Origin of the sequence: Nissabacter archeti, assembly GCF_018257325.1 — a bacterium.
In the GTDB taxonomy this organism is placed as follows: domain Bacteria; phylum Pseudomonadota; class Gammaproteobacteria; order Enterobacterales; family Enterobacteriaceae; genus Chimaeribacter; species Chimaeribacter arupi.
In genome coordinates this window covers 189860-208641 of sequence record NZ_JAERKB010000004.1, presented here as the reverse complement: position 1 = coordinate 208641, position 18782 = coordinate 189860, and the positions used below count along the sequence as shown (strand labels likewise).

Genomic DNA, 18782 nt, shown 5'->3' with positions numbered 1-18782 from the left:
TATGAAAAATAATTATCTCAGGCTGACGCTGTCTGCACTTTTTATGGCGGCAGTCTCCTCCTTTTGTATCGTGGCCCGGATTAACCCGCGAGTACCGGCTGACCATCAGCCGGAGAAGTGGGGTGACCCCGGTGCGGAATTCCCGGCCTTCGCCCTGAAGCGGGTGACATTGTCACAAACGCGGGGTGAAGGCTGACCATGCCCGCTTACCTAATTACTGCCTATTTCTTTGCCGGCGGGCTCCTGTCCTCTGTATTCCGCGGCTGGCGGTGGTTCACCGGGCTGCGTTTCAGGCTGGCACGGGTGCTGCTGCGGCATGTCCATTACCGCTGGCTGTTCAGGCTGGCGCATCTGGCGCGCGCGCTGGGCCTGACGGAAAAAGCACAGCGTTACCGCAGCCTGGTCGCCCAGGAAAACTGCCGCTGTTTGCTGGGTGATGCCCAGCCGCTGGATTTCACCTGGGTGGCGCAACGGCGCGTGATTCTGGAGATCGCCGCCACCTGGGCACAAAACCCGGCGTTTATGCGCGAGATTGAGGCGTGCGCGGCCCGGCTCAACCAGGTGCTGCAACCGCTGCTCGACGCCAAAACGCCGATCATCCTCGCCCCGATGCATAACGTGTCAGACATTGTTGCCGTGATTGTCGGTGCCAAAGCGATCGGCCTGCCGCTGACGGTGATCGTCTCCTCCAATGCGGATGTCTATCACCCACAGGAGCGCCAACAGGCCGGGCTGGAAAACATCAGCTATTGCTCCATCCACGCCCCGGCCGAAGGGCGCGCCTCACAGCTGATGAACGACCTGCCGGCGTGCGCCTCAGGGGCGCGGGCCATGCTGCTTTTTCCCGATATGGTGCAGGAGTATACCCAGACGGCAGCCAGCGGCGAGATGGGTGCCTACCCCTGCCGCCTTTTTGGCCGCCCGGCCTCCCTGCATAACGGCATCGTCCGGTTGTCTCGGGCCATTTCGGCCCAGGTGGTGTTTTACTCGCTCTCCTTCGACAACGGCCTGGCTATCTCCATTGACGCGCCCGTGCCCGCCCGGCAACTGCCCCAGCGGATGCCGGAAATCATTGAGGATGCCCTTCGCCGCTATCCCGGCGAGTGGTTGTTATGGCATCTCCACTCCCTTTTTTTTACAAATCGAGCCCCATGAAAAAAACCATTATTCCCGGCATGGTTTTGCAAAGTGAAGCCAATGAGTGCGGCCTGGCCTGTATCGCGATGCTGGCAGAAACCCAGGGCGTGGATACTTCCCTGGAAATGCTGCGTAAAACCTACCCGGCCTCTGCGCACGGCATGACCATGAAACAGCTGTGCGACGTCCTCCAGGATCTCGCGATCCCCCATTACCCGGTAAAATTTGACTTCTCCGAACTGGATGCGCTGCCCCTGCCGGCGATCCTGCACTATGGCGAAGGGCATTACGTCGTCCTGGCTTACTGCCGCAACGGCAAACTCTGTGTGATGAACCCGGCGCTGGGGCAACAACTGCTGCCCGCGCAAGCGCTGAAACAGGCGATCAGCGGCTACGCGGTGGTGGTGGCCCCGGCGGAAGCGGCGGAAGAAAAAGTCCGGGAAAAAGCGCGTGAAAAAGCCGCCACCGCCCTGAAGCGCCGCCGTCGGCTGGCCTTTATGAGCCTGAAGGAGACGGCAGGCATCCGCGGTATTTACCGGCTGATGCTCATTACGTTTTTGATCTCACTCTCCCTGTTTATCATGCCGATCATGGTGAGCAGCGCGATCAATGACGTCTACACCTCACCCACCACCAGCGATTTCCCCTACGGCCTCTACCTGCTGGTGTTTGTGGCCTCCTCGCTGCTGGCGCTGGGGGTGAGGCTTATCAGTGAGCGCTTTATCAAACGCTTTGTGGTGATCGCCAGCCAGAACGGTTTTTCGCGCCTGCTGGCCAACTCGCTTAACTTTTTTGAAAAGCGGGCGCCCGGTGAGATCTATAGCCGCTTTATCTCCTGGCAAGGCACGCATGGGCAGAAAATTGAACTGGATAACGGCCTGCGCACCCACTGGGTGATTGTGCTGATCGCTTTCGTGATCATGGCGTATATCAGCCTGCCGCTGGCCCTGCTCTCGCTTGGCGGGATTACGGTAATGGGCCTGATCAGTGTCTGGGCGATGGCCCGCGACCGCTATTACACCCAGGCATTAGAAGAGTACGGCGCGAAACAGAATGATTTCATTATGGAGAGCATCCAGGGTTACGCGACCATCAAATCCGCCGGGCTGATGCAGCAACGCAACATCGCCTATGCCGGCCACTCCGCAACGCTGTTTGAAACCGCCCGGCGCAAGAATATCTACGAAACCATCAAAAATACTATCTACCAGCTGGTGAGCAGCCTGGAGATGGTGTTCTTTATGCTGCTGGCGCTGCCGCAGCTTAAAGATGGGAGCATTTCGCTCGGTGCATTCTTTGCCTACAACTTTATCCGGCAAATTTTCGCCAGCTATGTCACCACCCTGTTCTTTGCCGTGCTGGAGAAGAACCGCATCAGCATCATTGACAAGCGCGCCGGGGATCTCTTCTCAGCCGAGGCCCCGCCTGCCGCAGGTTCGCTGCCGCCGGTCACGCCGGATACCCCGTTAACCTACCGGGATATCGGTTTCCACTATGAGGGCGAGCCGCAGCCGGTGCTGGCGCACCTCAACCTGACGGTGATGCCGGGTGAGTGCCTGGCGGTGGTGGGTGAATCCGGGTGCGGCAAAAGTACGCTGCTGAAGATTATCACCGGCTTACTCGATCCCCAGCAGGGCACGATTGAAGCCGGCGGGCAGCCGCTGAGTGCCGAACACCGTAACCGCCTCTGTTTCCTGCAAAGCCAGGAGGACATCCTGTTCAGCGGCAGTATGCTGGAAAACATCACGCTGTTTACGGACGTGCCCCCGGCGCGGCGGGCTGACATTGACGCGATGCTGGCCTGGCTGAACCTGCAAGAGGTGGTGGCGCAGTTGCCGGGCGGGCTGAACGCCCTGGTGCGTGAAAGCCACTCCGGCCTCTCCCTCGGTCAACGGCAGCGGCTGCTGCTGGCGCGCGCGCTCTACACCACCCAGCCCATCCTGATGCTGGATGAACCCACCGCCAACCTGGACGCCGCCACCGCGCACCAGGTGATGGCGGGCATCGTTGACCAGTGCCGCCGCCAGGGCCGCACGCTGATTGTGGTCACGCACAGCGCCGCATTATGCCCCCTGTTCGACCGGACGCTGTTGATGGAGCACGGCGCACTGGCTGAGCAGGCCGCCCCGGTGGTAATGGAGCGTGCCTCATGACGCGCCGCGGGGTGTGGTGGGGCGGCAGTGCCCTGATCGCGCTGGCCCTGTGCGGCGCGGCGCTGATGGTGCCGGGCACAGATGACAGCGCCCCGCAGGCGCTCTCTGCGCAGCCGGTGACGCGGGGCGACATCGAGCAATGGGTCATGGCGACCGGCGTGCTCAAGCCTTCGGCGCAGGTCAATGTCGGGGTGCAGGTCAATGGCCAGCTGAAAAAACTCTATGTGAAACAGGGTGAGAGGGTCAAAACCGGCCAGTTGCTGGCGGAAATTGACCCGACCTTGCAGCAGAACGATCTGCGTAACGCCAAGGCGGAGCTGAACAGCGCACGGGCGCAGAAAATCAGCGCTGAAGTCCTGCTGAAGCAGTATGAGAAACGGCTGCGCCGAGAGCAGAAGATGGCGCGCGAAAGCGCGGGCGTGCCTGCCCAGCTGGAAGAGGCCGAAGCGCAATACTACGCCCAGCGTGAGCAGATCAAGATTTCGCAGACGCAAATCACCCAGGCCGAAGTGAATGTCGAAACCGCCGAGGCCAACCTGGGTTATACGCGCATTGTCGCGCCGATTGACGGCGAAGTGCTGGGCATCATCGCCAAAGAGGGGCAGACCCTGGTCTCCTCCGACTCCGCGCCCACGCTGATGGTGCTCGGCAACCTGGATGTGATGGAGGTGCATACCCGCATCTCGGAAACCGACATCCTGAAAGTGCAGGCGGGCCAGCCGCTCTGGAGCTATGTGCAGGCCGACCCTGATACCCGTTATGACAGTACGCTGGACTATATCCAGTCCATCCCGGAAGAGGCGTTGCAGCAGCAGGCGGACAGCAGCAGCAGCGGCGGCGGGCAGCAGCAGGGGGCGGTCTATTACAGCGCCCTGTTCACGCTGAAAAACCCGGCGCGCCGGTTGAAAACCGCCATGACGGCGCAGGTCTTTATCCGTACCGCACTGGCGAAACAGGTGCTGCGCCTGCCGCTGAGCGCGCTGGGCACGCCCCTCGCGCCGGATCGCTATCAGGTCAGCGTCATCAAAGAGGGCGTGCCGCAGGCGCGGGACATCACCGTCGGCATCAGCGACCGTAACCTGATTGAGGTGAAATCCGGGTTGCAGGAAGGGGAACAGGTCGCCCTGGTGCAGCAGGAGGGGGCGGCATCGTGAGCACCCCCCGCTATGCGGTTGAATTACGGAAAGTCTGCCGCACCTTCCGCTCGGGTGATGAAACGCTCGAGGTGCTGAAAGAGGTTGATTTGCGCATCCGGCCGGGCGAAATGGTCGCCATCATCGGCACCTCGGGTTCGGGCAAATCCACGCTGATGAACATCATTGGCTGCCTCGACACCCCCTCCCGCGGCGCCCTGTTCATTCATGGCGAACCGGTGGCGGAGGCCGGCCAGGAAAGCCTGGCACGGCTGCGCAGCCGCCATATCGGGTTCATCTTCCAGCGCTACCACCTGATCCCGTTCCTGACGGCGCAGGAGAATGTGCTGATCCCGGCCCAGTACCGCGCCTGGGATGAAGCCACCCGCGACAGCCATGCGCAATTCCTGCTGCGCCAGCTCGGCCTGGCCTCGCGGGAGAACCATTTACCGTCGGCGCTTTCCGGCGGGCAGCAACAACGGGTCAGCGTTGCCAGGGCATTGATGAACGGCGCGGACATTATCCTGGCGGACGAGCCGACCGGCGCGCTGGACAAAGCCAGCGGCGAACGGCTGATGGCGATCCTGAAAGCGCTGCACCATGCCGGGCGCACGGTGATTATCGTCACCCACGATCGCACCGTGGCCGAACAGGCTGAACGCATCATTGAAATCGATGAAGGCGTCATCACCCGCGACACGCCCTGCGCCCCGACGAAAAGCGAACCGCTGGTTATGCCTGAACCGGGCATCCTGCCGCCTGCGGGCCTGGCACAACGGTTGAAATGCGCCATGCAAATGGCCTGGCGCGCCCTGATGGGCCACCGGGTACGCGCCCTGCTCTCCATGCTTGGGATCATCATCGGCATTACGGCGGTAGTGATCTCGCTGGCGATGGGCGAAGGCGCACGGCAACAGATTTTAAAAGAGATCGGCGCACTGGGTGCGCAGACCCTGGAAATCCTGCCCGGCGAAAGCCTGGAGAAACAGTTCACTTCCCATCCCGCCCCACTGACGCTGCAAGATGCCGCGTTCCTGCACGCGCAGCCGGGCATCGACAGTGTGTCGCCGTTGCTCCAGACCTTCGCGGTGGCGGCCGCGCAGAAAAAATTGCAGGACGTGATGGCCAGCGGCGTTGATACGCCCTATTTCCATGTGCGGAATATCACCCTGGTCAGCGGGCGCGGCTTCTCGCCACGGGATATGTCCGGCAGCGAACCGGTGGCGATTATCGACACCACCCTGCATAAAACGCTGTTCCCGGAGGGTTCTCCTGTGGGTCAGGTGATTGGCGTCAACGGCATCCCTTTCCGCGTGATCGGCGTGGCGCGCGCCGCAGAAGCGGGCTACGTCGGCGGGCAGGCAGAACTCTGGATGCCCTACACCACGCTGACCCGCCGCCTCAGCGGTGAGCAGCCGTTCAGCAAACTGGTGGTGCGCATCGCTGAAAGCCGCAATGTGGTGCAGGTGCAGCAACAGGTTGAACAGGCGCTTGCCCAGGTGCGCGGCAAACGGGATTTCCATACCCGCACCAACGAACGCCTGGGCGAAGTGATGGAGAAAACCTCCCGCTCGCTGACGCAACTGATTACCTCGATTGCCGCCATCTCTTTGCTGGTGGGCGGCATCGGCGTGATGAACGTGATGCTGGTGTCAGTCACCGAGCGCATTTATGAGATCGGCATCCGGCTCTCCGTCGGTGCCCGGCCTGTGGACATCATGCTGCAATTTTTGATTGAGGCAGTGGTGATCTGCCTGCTGGGCGGCGTTGCCGGCATTCTGCTTTCGCTGGCGGCCGCCAGGGTGGTGCCGCGCATCCAACCTGAGTGGGTCATGGTCGTCACCTGGCCCCCGATCCTGCTCTCCTGCCTGTTCTCCGTGCTGATTGGCGTGGTGTTCGGCTTTTTCCCGGCCAAAAGGGCGGCAGGGCTTAACCCGGTGGAGGCCCTGGCAAAAGAGTGAAACGTACACTGAACCTGGGATGGGTGCTGTGCCTGGCCGGTTGCGGCACCCTCACCGAAAGCGACTACCAGCGCCCCGACCTCGCGTTGCCCGCCTGGCAACAGCAGGACACCGGCAGCGAATACCTGCAACACAGCGGCCGCTGGTGGCAGCAATTCAACGACCCGACACTCTCCGCCATTATTGAGCAGGCGCTGGTCGCCAATAATGATTTGCTGCAAGCCGGGCTGCGCCTGAAGCAGGCGCGGATCCAACGCGAACTGACCGCAGGCAACCTGACACCGTCGGTGTCGGCAGGCGGCAACGCCGGTAACAGTAAATCGCTGAAAGCGGATCGCGACCCCGCCGAAAACTACAGCGCCTCACTCAACGTCGGCTATGAGCTGGATGTGTGGGGCAAACTGGCCAGAACGCGCGATCAGGCGCAATGGGAAGCGGAAGCCAGCGCGCAGGATCTGCAAGAAACCGCGCGTGTCCTGATCGGCACCACCGCCCAGCTCTACTGGCAAATCAGCCAGTATAACCACCAGCTTGAGCAACTGGCCCAGATCCAAACGCTGCGGGAAGAAACAGAGCGCCTGGTGCGCGCACGCTATCAGGCCGGGAATGAGGCCCGTGAGGGCGTGTTGCAGGCGGAGCAGCGGGTGCTGGATGGGGCGAACCAGATCCACCATGTGCAGGCAGAACGCGAAAAAAGCCGTGATGCGCTGGCCCTGCTGCTGGGGCGGTCGCCCAGCCAGCCGCTGCCGGAAGGCAAACCGGCGGCGGATGCCGCCCCGGTCACCGTCACACTTTCAGCCCCGCTGGACATCATTGCGCACCGGCCGGATGTCCAGGCCGCGGAGTGGCGGTTACGCGCGGCGCTGGCCGGTTCCGACGCGGCACGCCTGAGCTTCTACCCTACGCTGTCGCTGAGCGCGGCCCTGAATGCGGGCAATGCGCTGTTCCGCCAGTGGTTCGATAACCCGGCGCGCACGCTGGGCACCACGCTTTCGCTGCCGTTCCTGGAGTGGAACAAGGTGCAGCTCACCGTGGAACACGCACAGATCAGCGTCCGGCAGGCGTCGCTTGAATTCCGCAACAGCGTGTACCGCGCCTTGTCCCAGGTGGCGGATGCGCAGGCAGAACGGCAGGCCGCCGTGCAGAACCTCACCTTTTTGCAAAAGAGCGTAACGCTGAACCAACAGAGTGCCGACCTGACCCGCAGCCGCTATCTGGCGGGTGCCGTTCCCCTGAGCGAATGGCTGGCGGCACAAGAAAATCTCTTCACCAACCATATCAATCTGGTCGATGCCCGGATCCGTTACCTCAATGCCACGCTGACACTCTGCCTGGCAATGGGCTATGACGGCCGCGATGTGCTCCCTGACCAGGCAAAAGGACCATAAGATGAGTACACCATCACGCCGGGTTGTCGTCACCGGTTACGGCGCGGTCACCCCATTGGGAAACAGCGCGGAACAGAGCTGGGCCGGGATTATGGCCGGGCACATCGGTTATCGGCGGGTTGACCGGCAGGCCGCCGGGATCGCGTCGCACTTTTATGGGCTGGCCGACCCAAAACCGGACATCGCCTTTTTACCGGCCGCCATCCGCCGCCGCCTGCCGCGCTTCGCGCAATTGGCGCTGGTGTCGGCCCGTGAGGCAATGGCGATGGCCTTCGGCGACAGGCCGGTGGCTGAGGTTTATGACCCGCTCGCCTGCGGCGCGATCATCGGCACCGGCTGGGCCGGGCTGGATGAGGCGCTGGAAAATTATGACCAGTACCAGCAGACCGGCATGGGGTCGATGTTCGGGTGCTTTCTGACCATGCCCAATGTCGCCACGGCCGCCTGTAGCCAGTTCTGGGGGCTGCGCGGTTACCAGGCTACCCCGGTGGCCGCCTGCGCCACCGGCACCCTCGCGATTGGCGATGCGTTTGAGGTGATCCGCAGCGGGCGCGCTGACATGATGCTGGCGGGCGGCGCGGAATCGCTGACCAAAGACAATTCCATCTGGAATATCGATGTCCTCAAAGCGCTGACACCGGAACAGGATGACCCGGCGCGCGCCTGCTGCCCCTTCAGCCTCGACCGCAGCGGGTTTGTGCTGTCAGAAGGCGGCGCGGTGCTCTGCCTGGAGGAGCGTGGGGCGGCGCTGGCACGCGGTGCCGCGATCCTGGGTGAAATTACCGGCTACGGCAACTATTCAGACGCCGTCAACTTTACCGCCCCGGCCGCGGACAAAATCCCGCGCACCAAAGCCATCCGGGCGGCGCTGGCGCAGGCCGGGCTGGCCCCGGAAGCGCTCGGCTACATCAACGCCCACGGCACCTCCACGCCGCTCAACGATCTTAATGAGTCCGATGCCATCAAAATGGCGCTGGGCGATGCGGCCTATACCATCCCGATCTCCAGCACCAAGAGTTACACCGGCCATATGATCGCGGCGGCGGGCAGTTTTGAAGCGATTGTCTGCCTGAAGGCGCTGGCCGAACAGGTGATGCCGGCCACGGCCCATCTCCGCCGCCCTGACCCGCAGTGCGATCTGGATTACATTGCCGAGGGCCACCGCGCCGCCCGCTTTGACCATACCTTGAACCTGAGCTTTGGGTTTGGCGGCGCGAATGCCGCGTTAATCCTGTCGCGGGGCCAGGCATGATCCGCTACACCGCGGCGCATATCCGCCACTGGAGCACCTTTTCCGGGGATAACAACCCTGTCCATTACGATGCCGGTTTCGCCCGGCGGCTGGGGCTGACGCAGACGCCAATCCAGGGGATGCGTGCGCTGCTTGATGTCAAGGCTGCGCTCAGCACGCCCGCCGGGAAACGAAATGACCCGCCGCAAGCCTGGCATTTCACCAGCCGGTTGCGCGCGCCGACCTACTGCTGTCAGCCCTATCAGCTCAGCGTGGAGCAGACCGCCAGGGGCGTCAGCGCCAGGTTGCTCGATGCCCAGGCGCAGCCCTGCATCAGTGCCTGCCTGGCCGGCAGCCCCCCTCCGGTGTTACAACCGGGGCTGGCCGTCAGGCAGTGCGATCTGGGTGATACCGCCGTGCTGCCGCCGGGTCTTCCCGCCTGGGTCGCGCTGGACGCCCTGTTGTTCCGCGAGCTGCTGGCCTCGCCCGAAGTGATGCAAACCGTGCATGACATCCTGCCGGAATTGCAGGCCACCACCCTGCCGGACGTGATGCCGCAACTCCCGCTGATGCAGACCCACAACGAGGCCTCATTTTCTGCCGCCCTGCTGGACACCCCGGCAGGGGCGGCAGGGGGTGCCGCCGTGGATTACGCCGTGCTGCCCGCCCTGGTGCTGGGCGACCGGCAGCGCGGTTTTATCTTGCGCCTGGGTATTCAGGCCAGCCTGGGCACACAGGCCATGACGCACTTTATTTCGCTGAAAACTCGGCCCGCCCCATTCCAACACCAAGGAGATTACGATGACTGACTACACCACCCTTTACACCACCATTGCGGACACCCTGTGTGACGCCAAAGACCTCGACCCGGCCACGCTGGACGCGGATATGCCGCTGGCGGCGCTGAAGCTGGACAGCCTGGACTATGTGGAGCTGATGGTACTGCTGAAACGCGAGTTCGGCCTGACGCTGGAAGCCGATCTGTTTGTGCAGAACCCAGGGCTGACGCTGCGCCAGTTTTGCCAACATTTTGCCGGTGAGGAGGCCTGAGCCATGACAGGGAGCTGGGTGCTCGTCACCGGCGGCAGCCGGGGCATCGGCGCGGCGCTGGTCACACGGCTGTCACGCCGCATGAACGTTGCATTTACCTGGCGGCAGAGTGAGCAGGAGAGCCGTGCGCTGGAGCAGGCGGGCGGCGCAGGCTGGGTGAAGGGCTTCCGGTGTGACGGCCGCGATGAGCAGCAGGTGACCGACACCGCCCAGGCGTTGCTGGCACAGTACGGCGCACCGTCAGCGATCATCCACAACGCCGGCATCTGCCGGGACGGGCTGCATATCCACCACGCGACTGAGAGCTGGAACCTGACCCTGGACACCAACCTCAACACGGTGCTGTTCTGGCATCGCGTGCTGCTGCCGGCCATGATGGCGCAGGGCCACGGCACGGTGCTGTTGATGTCTTCCATTACCGGCATTCACGGCAACACCGGGCAAACGGCGTATGCGGCCAGCAAAGCGGCGATGATCGGCATGGGGCGTTCGCTGGCGCATGAGCTGGGGCGGTTCGGCATCCGGGTTAACAGCCTGTTGCCGGGGTTGATTGAGACGGACATGACCGCCGCGATGCCCGCGCATAAGCGGGAAGCCCTGCGCAAAAGTATTCCGTTGCGGCAGTTTGGCCAACCGGATGATGTGGCCCAGGCCGCGGAGTTCCTGATCGGTGAGGCCGGCCGCTATATCACCGGCCAGACGCTGATCATTGATGGCGGCCTGACCGCCTGATCCGGCTTGCGGCAGTGATGCCGACAGGCACCGGCGCACCTTTTGTACCGGTTAATACCTCTGGGAAATACCTCTGGGCATAAAGCCGCACAGAATAAAAATGCGGCTGAATAATAACGCCATGTTTGGCGGTTTCTCGTTGGCGCAGCCTGGGCTGCCCCTTTTCTGCCCTGCCCCTGACGTTTTACTCCGGCAAGAGAGAACAGCAGGATGCAGGGCTTTTTTTCGCCTGCTGTTTGTCCGCACGTTCACCCTTGTGTGTCAGTAAACCCTGCCCGCAGGTAAGCAGCAAATTCCGTGACCGCACGCGGCACCTGCGCGCTCCACGGCCGCACGATATACAGGTTTTGCGCAAACACCCCAACCGGCTGCCAGGCGGCCAGCAACGGCACCAGCGTTCCCGCCTCTAACGCCGACCGGGCGCTGAAGTCCGGCAGCAGCGCGATGCCCATCCCGGCGATCGCCGCATCCCGGATCGACTCACTGTTATTGGTGGCGAACATGCCGCTGACCGGCACCGTGACCGGCGATGCTTCGTGCAGCATGTTTTGCTGCGCCTCTTTTTCTTCTGAAACAAAGGCCCAGCCCGGCTGCTCGGTGCCGCGTGGGTAGTAGAGGCACTGGTGATCGGCGAGCTGTTGCGGCGTGTCCGGCGTGCCGTGCCGGCGGAGGTAGTCCGGCGCGGCGACCACCAGCGTGCGCGTGGCGCAGAGCCGCTGGGCGACATGCGTCTCCGGCAGGGTGTCACTGTGGCGGATCGCCAGATCAAACCCCTCTGCCGCCAGCGACACCAGCCGGTCACTCACCTCAAGCTGCACCCGCACCTGCGGATAACGGCGCATAAAGCCGATGATGTGCGGCACCAGTTGCTGGCGGGCGAAGGCCACCGGGGCCGTTACGCGCACCCGCCCACGCAGCGGCCCCTGGGCATCCCGGATGCCGATAAAGCTGCGCATAATCTCCGAGAACGGCGCTTTCAGCTCCTCCACCAGTTTCTGCCCGGCGTCGGTCAGTTGCATGGTACGGGTGGTGCGGCGCACCAGCGGCACCCCGGCCAGTTGCTCCAGCTCTTTGATTTTCTGGCTGACCGCGGCTTTGCTGACGTCCAGCCGTTCCGCCGTGCGGGTAAAACTGCCCTGCTCCGCCAGCACCGAGAGCCAGTGCAGGTGTGTCCAGAGGGCATCGGGTTTCAAGTCTTTCATCGCATTGTTCAATAGAGTGAATAATCAGTTCAAGGATAGCGCTTTTTCCCGCCGCATTCTTGCTTTACGCTGGCCTTCCGTTATCCCGTTGAACCTGAATGCACATTGTGAGGTGACCCATGCCGTTATTGATGTTTGACGTCCTTGAAGGGCGCAGTGAAGCTGAAACCAAAACTATGCTGGACGCCGCGCACCGTGCCGTATTGACGGCGTTCAAGGTGCCGGCGCGCGACCGTTACCAGATTGTTCACGAAAACAAAGCTTACCAGATGGTGATTCAGGATACCGGCTTAGGGATTGAGCGCACGGAGAAGGTGGTGGTGTTGCGGGTCTTTACCAGCCCGCGCAGCCCGGAACAGAAAGCGCTGTTCCTTACCGAGCTGTGCCGTGAACTGCACGAGCACTGCGGCATTGCCCCCAGCGATGTGATGGTGTCATTTATCAATAACGACCGTTCCGACTGGAGTTTCGGCAACGGCGTGGCGCAATATCTGACGGGTGAGCTTTGACGCCCACGACGACCAGACAGACAACAAAAAGGGACGGTATGCCGTCCCTTTTTTTACGCTGTTGCAGTCAGCGCGCCCCGACGAAGCCACCGGTCTGGTGACGCCACAGGCGGGAGTAGAGGCCCTGCTCGGTTTGCAGCTCCTCGTGGTTGCCCAGCTCGACAATCTGCCCCTCTTTCATCACCACCAGCTGGTCCATTTTGACGATGGTGGAGAGCCGGTGGGCGATGGCGATCACCGTTTTGCCTTTCATCAGGGTGTTCAGGTTTTCCTGAATCGCCGCTTCGACTTCAGAGTCGAGTGCCGAGGTCGCCTCATCCATGATCAGGATCGGCGCATCTTTCAGCAGCACACGGGCGATGGCGATACGCTGGCGCTGGCCGCCGGAGAGTTTGACGCCGCGCTCACCCACATGCGCATCCAGCCCGGTGCGGCCCTGATCGTCGGTCAGGAACGGGATGAACTGATCCGCGTGCGCCCGTTTGATGGCGTGCTCCAGCTCCTCTTCCGTCGCGTCGGGCCTGCCGTACAGCAGGTTATCGCGGATGGAGCGGTGCAACAGCGCCGTATCCTGGGTGATCATGCCGATTTGCGCGCGCAGGCTCTGCTGGCTCACTTGCGAGATGTCCTGCCCGTCAATCAGGATACGGCCGCCGTCGAGGTTATACAGGCGTAACAACAGGTTAACCAGGGTGGACTTGCCGGAGCCGGACGGGCCGACCAGGCCGATTCTCTCGCCCGGTTTGATCACCAGGTTGAAATCCGGGATTAACGGCGTGCCTTCGCGGATGTAGTTGAATTTCGCATGTTCGAAGCGGATTTCACCCTGCGTGACCACCAGTTCCGGCGCGTTCGGCTCGTCAGTGACGCTCACCGGCTGGGTCAGGGTTTCCAGCCCATCCTGCACCATCCCGATATTACTGAAGATGCCGTTGACCACCCACATGATCCAACCGGACATGTTCACCAGCCGCAGCATCAAACCGGTCGCCAGCGCAATCGCCCCGACAGTGATGATGTTCTGCGTCCAGAGCCACAACGCCAGTGCGGTGGTGGCGACAATCAACAGCCCGTTCAGGGTGCTGATCACCACATCCATGCTGGTGACCAGACGGCTGGTCAGCTGGGCTTTGTGGGTCTGCTCCTCTAGGGCGGTGCGGGCGTAATCCTGTTCGAGGTTTTTATGCGCAAACAGCTTGAGGGTCAGGATGTTGGTGTAGCCGTCCACAATGCAGCCCATCAGGCGTGAGTTGGCATTGGAGGCGGCAACCGAACGGTTTTTAATCCGCGGCACAAAATACGCGAGGCTGATGGCATAGGCCACAATCCACACCAGCAGCGGAATGATCAGCCGCCAGTCCGCCTCGGCGAACAGCACCATTGACCCGATGGCGTAAATCAGCACATGCCAGATCGCATCCACCGCCTGAACAGCGGAATCGCGCAACGCATTGCCGGTCTGCGTAATGCGCTGGGCGATGCGGCCGGAGAAGTCATTCTGGAAGAAGCGCAGGCTCTGCCGCAGGATATGGTTATGGTTCTGCCACAGGATCATGCTGGACATGCCGGGGTTGATGTTCTGGTGGATAAGCAGGTCATGCAGGGCGATAAACAGCGGCCGCAGGATCAGCGCCACGATCAGCATCCAGATCAGCTCGCCGCTGTGCTCGCTGAAGAACCGCTCCGGCGTGGTGTCGCGTGTGAGGTCAATGATGCGGCTGAGGAAGTCAAACAGCACCACTTCCAGCAAGGCGCTGATCAGCCCAACGAACATCAGGCCAAGGAAACTGGGCCAGACCTGACGCAAATAGTAAAAATAAAATGCCCAGACCCGGTTCGGCGGCGTCTCCTTCGGGGCGGGTTTAAAGATATCAATCATCCTTTCGAAGCTGCGGTACAACATATTACGCCTCTCATGTCATGTGCGGATTTTATCAATTACGCAGTGCTGAAGGCCGCCTGCGGCCTCAAAAGTGACGTTGTCACCGCTATAAAGTGTAGCCATATTTATTATTTATGGGAGATTTCATGCCGGACGGCGGAGATGACGCATGCCCGGCCGAAGCGCAGGCAGAACAAGCGGCGCCCCGGCAAGCGGGGCGCGCGGAGGTTAACTGCCGGTACCGTCTTTGCGTTGCAGCGCTTTGACTTTCTGCGCCGCGTTCTTGCCGGCCACAAAGGCGTGATCTGAATTGTAGTACTCCCATTCGCTGTAGCGACCCGCCAGCACAATGTCATGCTTGGCCAGCCAGGTGCGCACCGTCGACACATGCTGGGCGCGGGTGTGGTCGTAGATCACATAAGCGTAAGGCATGTCGACGATGTTGGCCGCCAGCACCTTGTCCTCTTTGGTAAACATCCCGACCTGGATGCACTCCTCGATGCAGCGGTCAATAAGCGCCTGCCCATCCACCGGCAGCGGTTTGTGCGGTGAATAGGTGATTTCACAGGTGATACCGAACCCACCCGGCGCATTGCAGTGCGGGCTGGCGTTACCCTGCACAAAGATGCGGTGGAAAATGGTTTCGCCGGGGTAATAGATCCAATGCTTATCGGTGAGGTTTTCACGCCCGATGCCGAGGTTCACACATTTCACCGAAATATGCTGCAACCCGGCAGCGGCTTCCTGCACCGCAGGCGGCGCGGCATCGCCCATCATTTTAATCAGCTCCGGCAGCGGCAGGGTGCTGACCAGGTGGTCATAGCGGTAGCGGCGGCCGTCGGCCAGTGTCAGCAGGTGTTCACGCGGCTGCACCTGGACGATTTTCGCGCCGGTTTCCAGCTGGCCCTCAATATGCGGCAGGAACCCTTCCATCAGCGCCTGGAAGCCCCCTTTCAGCGGGTAACCGAAACGGGAGTTCGGCCCCATCGGCGGCGGTGACGGCTCCAGCGCGCCCTGGATAATCTGCTCCAGATCCGGCAGCGGCACACGCCCGCCCAGCCAGGAGGTTTCCATCTCAGAGAGCGGCACCGTCCAGAGTTTTTTGTTGTACGGCACGGCGAAGTGTTTGGCGATCCCTTTGCCCCATACCTGATGGATAAACTGCTCGAAGTTTTGCGGCTTTTTAGTGCTGCCCTCGCGCACCGGGGTGTTCTCGTCCGGCGCGCTGCCGTCTGCACAGCAGTCATCCAGCGGCTTAACGACTTTACCGGTGGCTTTTTGGGCCTCGTCACCGTAGCGGGCTTCGATGGCCCCGACGATGCACTCTTTAATCACCTCCGGCGGCAGCCCATACAGCGCCCCCTGGAACGGGTAACGGGTGAACACGTCGTTGCTGTAAACCCAGGCTTCGCGGTTCTGCCAGTGCATGTTATCCCCCAGCAGCATCTCGTAGAGTTGCAGCACGTACGGGTCATTGGAGAACATGATGTGGCCGGCGTAATCGAAGGTGAAGCCATTGTCTTCCACGGAACGGCACCAGCCGCCGACGCTGTCGTGGCGCTCCAGCAGCAGTGCGCCCGGCCCGTAGTGGTAAGCCGCGCTCAGGCCGGTCGGCCCCGCCCCGGCGATCAGGCACGGAATACGCAGCGCCTCGCTCTGGACATTGCCGGTGCTGAGCACCGCCACGTTGGAGCCGGAGAGTTCGGCGCGGGTCGGCATTTCCGTTTCCAGCACCGGGTGGCGGTTGTGCAGCAGCGCCTCATCCATCAGCGTCGCCATCTGTTCTGCGGTGGCATCCCAGGAGGTACGGGCGATGCGGGTACGCATCACCGAGGCGGTTTCCGCCAGTTGTTGCTCATCCTGCGCCAGCGCCCGCTCACAGGCGGCGATAAACTCTTCCGCCGTGTGGCCGATGGCCACCACATCACTGTAAGGCTCCACCACATCCTTAATCGGGGTGCTTACAATCGGCAGTTCTGCGGCCATATATTCCAGCACTTTGGTCGGGCTGATAAAGCGCGTGGATTCATTAAGCGCGAACGGCAGCAGGCAGACGTCCCAGCCTGCCAGGAAATGCGGCAGTGACTGATAGGTTTGCTGGCCGTAGTAGTGGATGTTCGGGCGTTGCGGCAAGGTGGCCGGGTCGATTTTTACCACCGGCCCCACCATGATCAGCTGCCATTCCGGGTGGCTGTCCGCCAGGGCGGCGATCAAATCGAGATCCAGCCGCTCGTCCAGCACGCCATAGAAGCCCAGGCGCGGGCGCGGCAGGGCCTGTTGCAGCGGGTGGCCGTTGTTGCGGTCACGCGCCTGCTCGAAGTGCACGGCGTCCACACTGCTTGGGAAGCAGTAGCTGTTGTTGTGGCGGCCCTGTTTGGCGGCATGGAGGCTTGGGCCGCCGGTGAACAGCAGATCGGCCCGCGCCAGCAACGCGGACTCACGTTGCAACAGCTGTTTGGGCGCGTTTTTAAACGCCGCCAGTTCATCCATGCAGTCGTACACCACCAGGCTGGCATGGAGCGGGGCCAGCAACGGCAGCGCCATCGGCGTATAGAACCAGACAATCGGGTCGCTGCTGTCGTCGATCAGGTTTTCCAGCAGCGGTTGCAGCACGGCGATCTGGTCATCATGGAAACCAGGCGCGTGCACAGGGGTATGAGGGCGGTAAACGGTGATATTGGCTGCCGGGGTACTGGTCTCCAGATAGGGTTTACCTTCGTCATACACCGGTTCTTCGATGAACAGGATCTTGTGAAACTGAGCCAGCCGGCTAAGTAATTGTTGTGGTCGTTGATAGACGAAGTCCCAGCGCAAATGGCAAAACACAATAATTGTCGACATAGAGCTTTCCTGGCCCATGGGGCTGTTGTTGAAACACAGTTTCGAGTGGAGCCGATGCAGCATTCCCTGAGCACGACGAAGGGCTGCGGCATAGTGAGGAACCAGTACCCGGGCATAGGGATCGGGGCCGAGATAGTCCAGATCCCACAGGCCGCTGCGGTGCCAGTGGGTAACGTTGTCCCAGTCGGGACGGTCAATAATCGGGTAGAGACACACCCCCCGCACATCTACCCCCGCCAGCAGCGCCTGCGCCACTTCGTTGGTAATGTCATTGACCCAGGTACCGCGGCCGCTGCCGACGTGGCTGGTTTCCGCCAGCAAAATCGGGCGGCCGTAGCGCTGGTAAAGTTCTTTCAGCATCAGGTGCAGCGGCTTGCGCCGCGGGTCACCCAGATGCCACCACAGCCGGGCTTCCGTCCCGCCCTCCCACTGGTTGCTGTGGTAATAATTGGCACCAATCAGGTCGAGGTAGCGCGGCGAGCCGCCCAGCTCCGGGGCGAGGCGGCCGCACAGCATGTCCCACCCGGCGTACTGCGCCTGACGCCAGCCTTCGACTGAGCCGTCAAACCCTTCGACCTCTATTTCCGGCGGCACCAGGTGGATAATCGGGTCACACTGCAAGATGCGCGCGCGCGGGTCTGCCGCCCAGATGGCATCACACCCGGCGATGGTGGCGCGCACAAACTGGCGTTTGCCCTCGTCTGCCACGTTCTCCCCCGCCCCCGCCGGCACCGGGAAAATGCCGTTTTCCATGCCCCAGCTGGTAAAGGAGATTTCATTGATCGGGGAGTAGATGGGCGTGTCGGTATACGGGGCGAGGTAACGGGTCAGGGCATCGCACAGGCGGGCAAAGCGGGTGATAAATTCCGGGGAGAACATCTCAACATCGTCGGGGTAGCCGTAATGGCAGAACGTCCAGCAAATCTGGATGCCCAGTTCCTGGGCAATCCGGGCGCGCTCCTCCAGGGAGCTGAAATCAAACTGCCCGTCTTTTTCCACCAGCCGCCAGCCCACGCTTTCGCGCACACAGCGGATGTTAAAACCCAGCAGCGCGGTGTAATCCTCCCGCACTCTCGAGAAATGGCCGGTGGCCTCATTCATCGACAGCGGTTCACCCAGGGGGTTGATATGATCCGCACCTTCATATCCGGCTTGCCAGAAACTGGAAAATGGGGTCATGACGTGTTCCTTTTGCATAAAATGAGCCGGCGCTGCCTTTTGCCTGCCCATTGGCCATTTCTGGCAGGCAGGGCATCGCGACACAAACGCTGGGGAAGCCGCCTCCTGTCCGCAGGAAAACGGCCGTGTTGCAAAACGGTATCACTGTGTGGTGCGGCGTACCGGTGACCGGCTACGCGCGAAAGAGAAAGGCCTCAGCCCAATGCCGGACTGATGAGCAGAACGGCATAATCACGGGATCTTTCGGCAAAAACATATCGTTATTTTGAGAAAGTCAGGGACAGGTTTGTCCATCCCACTTATGAGTCAGGATAGACGAAGTATTGTTCATCCAGTGGTTTATGCACGCGATACAAAACTTTTAGCTGCAATAAACTAAATAAA

General features: G+C 61.7%; 14 protein-coding genes. 11 read left to right on the top strand and 3 right to left on the bottom strand.

What is annotated here, in order from left to right:
• Window position 1 precedes the first annotated feature (1 nt).
• The 10 genes from JK232_RS07015 to JK232_RS06970 are packed head-to-tail and all read left to right on the top strand — an operon-like array spanning window position 2 to window position 10785.
• Entirely contained in the window at window positions 2–196 is a 195-nt protein-coding gene (locus tag JK232_RS07015; protein ID WP_101834937.1) for a hypothetical protein, read from the top strand.
• 2 nt (window positions 197–198) lie between these two features.
• Window positions 199–1155, top strand: coding sequence for a hypothetical protein (locus JK232_RS07010; RefSeq protein WP_072928168.1), 957 nt, complete (start codon window positions 199–201; stop codon window positions 1153–1155).
• Complete coding sequence (locus JK232_RS07005; protein WP_212588978.1) at window positions 1152–3290, top strand: peptidase domain-containing ABC transporter; 2139 nt, start codon at window positions 1152–1154, stop codon at window positions 3288–3290. The genes JK232_RS07010 and JK232_RS07005 overlap by 4 nt, the downstream gene beginning before the upstream one ends.
• The gene (locus JK232_RS07000) at window positions 3287–4444 is read left to right on the top strand and encodes an efflux RND transporter periplasmic adaptor subunit (RefSeq protein ID WP_212588977.1); all 1158 of its coding nucleotides are present in this window, start codon (window positions 3287–3289) and stop codon (window positions 4442–4444) included. The genes JK232_RS07005 and JK232_RS07000 overlap by 4 nt, the downstream gene beginning before the upstream one ends.
• Window positions 4441–6384, top strand: a complete 1944-nt coding sequence (locus JK232_RS06995) for an ABC transporter permease (RefSeq protein WP_338086301.1) — start codon at window positions 4441–4443, stop codon at window positions 6382–6384. The genes JK232_RS07000 and JK232_RS06995 overlap by 4 nt, the downstream gene beginning before the upstream one ends.
• Window positions 6381–7772 carry an efflux transporter outer membrane subunit gene (locus tag JK232_RS06990; protein WP_212588976.1) on the top strand — a complete coding sequence of 464 codons (1392 nt, stop codon included), beginning with the start codon at window positions 6381–6383 and terminating at the stop codon, window positions 7770–7772. The genes JK232_RS06995 and JK232_RS06990 overlap by 4 nt, the downstream gene beginning before the upstream one ends.
• A 1-nt stretch (window position 7773) precedes the next feature.
• The gene (locus tag JK232_RS06985) at window positions 7774–9024 is read left to right on the top strand and encodes a beta-ketoacyl-[acyl-carrier-protein] synthase family protein (protein ID WP_101828252.1); all 1251 of its coding nucleotides are present in this window, start codon (window positions 7774–7776) and stop codon (window positions 9022–9024) included.
• Window positions 9021–9812 (top strand): hotdog family protein, encoded by a 792-nt coding sequence (locus tag JK232_RS06980; RefSeq protein ID WP_212588975.1) that lies wholly within the window; start codon window positions 9021–9023, stop codon window positions 9810–9812. The genes JK232_RS06985 and JK232_RS06980 overlap by 4 nt, the downstream gene beginning before the upstream one ends.
• Window positions 9805–10053 (top strand): acyl carrier protein, encoded by a 249-nt coding sequence (locus tag JK232_RS06975; RefSeq protein ID WP_072928179.1) that lies wholly within the window; start codon window positions 9805–9807, stop codon window positions 10051–10053. The genes JK232_RS06980 and JK232_RS06975 overlap by 8 nt, the downstream gene beginning before the upstream one ends.
• Window positions 10054–10056: 3 nt before the next feature.
• Window positions 10057–10785: an SDR family NAD(P)-dependent oxidoreductase gene (locus JK232_RS06970; RefSeq protein WP_072928180.1), complete on the top strand. Its 729-nt coding sequence runs from the start codon at window positions 10057–10059 to the stop codon at window positions 10783–10785.
• Between the two features lie 248 nt (window positions 10786–11033).
• On the opposite strand, the gene JK232_RS06965 is transcribed toward JK232_RS06970, so the two are convergent.
• Window positions 11034–11987 (bottom strand): LysR family transcriptional regulator, encoded by a 954-nt coding sequence (locus tag JK232_RS06965; RefSeq protein WP_212588974.1) that lies wholly within the window; start codon window positions 11985–11987, stop codon window positions 11034–11036.
• A 119-nt stretch (window positions 11988–12106) separates the two neighbouring features.
• On the opposite strand from JK232_RS06965, the gene JK232_RS06960 reads away from it, so the two are divergent.
• On the top strand, window positions 12107–12496 hold the full coding sequence (locus JK232_RS06960) for a tautomerase family protein (protein ID WP_101857945.1): 390 nt from the start codon (window positions 12107–12109) through the stop codon (window positions 12494–12496).
• Window positions 12497–12563: 67 nt separating this feature from the next.
• Here JK232_RS06960 and JK232_RS06955 read toward each other — a convergent pair whose 3' ends face one another.
• Window positions 12564–14399 (bottom strand): ABC transporter ATP-binding protein, encoded by a 1836-nt coding sequence (locus tag JK232_RS06955; RefSeq protein WP_072928185.1) that lies wholly within the window; start codon window positions 14397–14399, stop codon window positions 12564–12566.
• Between the two features lie 207 nt (window positions 14400–14606).
• Window positions 14607–18398, bottom strand: a complete 3792-nt coding sequence (locus JK232_RS06950) for an FAD-dependent oxidoreductase (protein ID WP_212588973.1) — start codon at window positions 18396–18398, stop codon at window positions 14607–14609.
• Window positions 18399–18782 lie beyond the last annotated feature (384 nt).

Excerpts from the sequence above, each read along its gene's own strand:
- JK232_RS06960 (WP_101857945.1), top strand. The coding sequence starts at position 12,107 with ATGCCGTTATTGATGTTTGACGTCCTTGAAGGGCGCAGTGAAGCTGAA.
- JK232_RS07015 (WP_101834937.1), top strand. The coding sequence starts at position 2 with ATGAAAAATAATTATCTCAGGCTGACGCTGTCTGCACTTTTTATGGCG.
- JK232_RS06965 (WP_212588974.1), bottom strand. The coding sequence starts at position 11,987 with ATGAAAGACTTGAAACCCGATGCCCTCTGGACACACCTGCACTGGCTC.
- JK232_RS06985 (WP_101828252.1), top strand. The coding sequence starts at position 7,774 with ATGAGTACACCATCACGCCGGGTTGTCGTCACCGGTTACGGCGCGGTC.
- JK232_RS06955 (WP_072928185.1), bottom strand. The coding sequence starts at position 14,399 with ATGTTGTACCGCAGCTTCGAAAGGATGATTGATATCTTTAAACCCGCC.
- JK232_RS06980 (WP_212588975.1), top strand. The coding sequence starts at position 9,021 with ATGATCCGCTACACCGCGGCGCATATCCGCCACTGGAGCACCTTTTCC.
- JK232_RS06950 (WP_212588973.1), bottom strand. The coding sequence starts at position 18,398 with ATGACCCCATTTTCCAGTTTCTGGCAAGCCGGATATGAAGGTGCGGAT.
- JK232_RS07000 (WP_212588977.1), top strand. The coding sequence starts at position 3,287 with ATGACGCGCCGCGGGGTGTGGTGGGGCGGCAGTGCCCTGATCGCGCTG.
- JK232_RS07005 (WP_212588978.1), top strand. The coding sequence starts at position 1,152 with ATGAAAAAAACCATTATTCCCGGCATGGTTTTGCAAAGTGAAGCCAAT.
- JK232_RS06975 (WP_072928179.1), top strand. The coding sequence starts at position 9,805 with ATGACTGACTACACCACCCTTTACACCACCATTGCGGACACCCTGTGT.
- JK232_RS06970 (WP_072928180.1), top strand. The coding sequence starts at position 10,057 with ATGACAGGGAGCTGGGTGCTCGTCACCGGCGGCAGCCGGGGCATCGGC.
- JK232_RS07010 (WP_072928168.1), top strand. The coding sequence starts at position 199 with ATGCCCGCTTACCTAATTACTGCCTATTTCTTTGCCGGCGGGCTCCTG.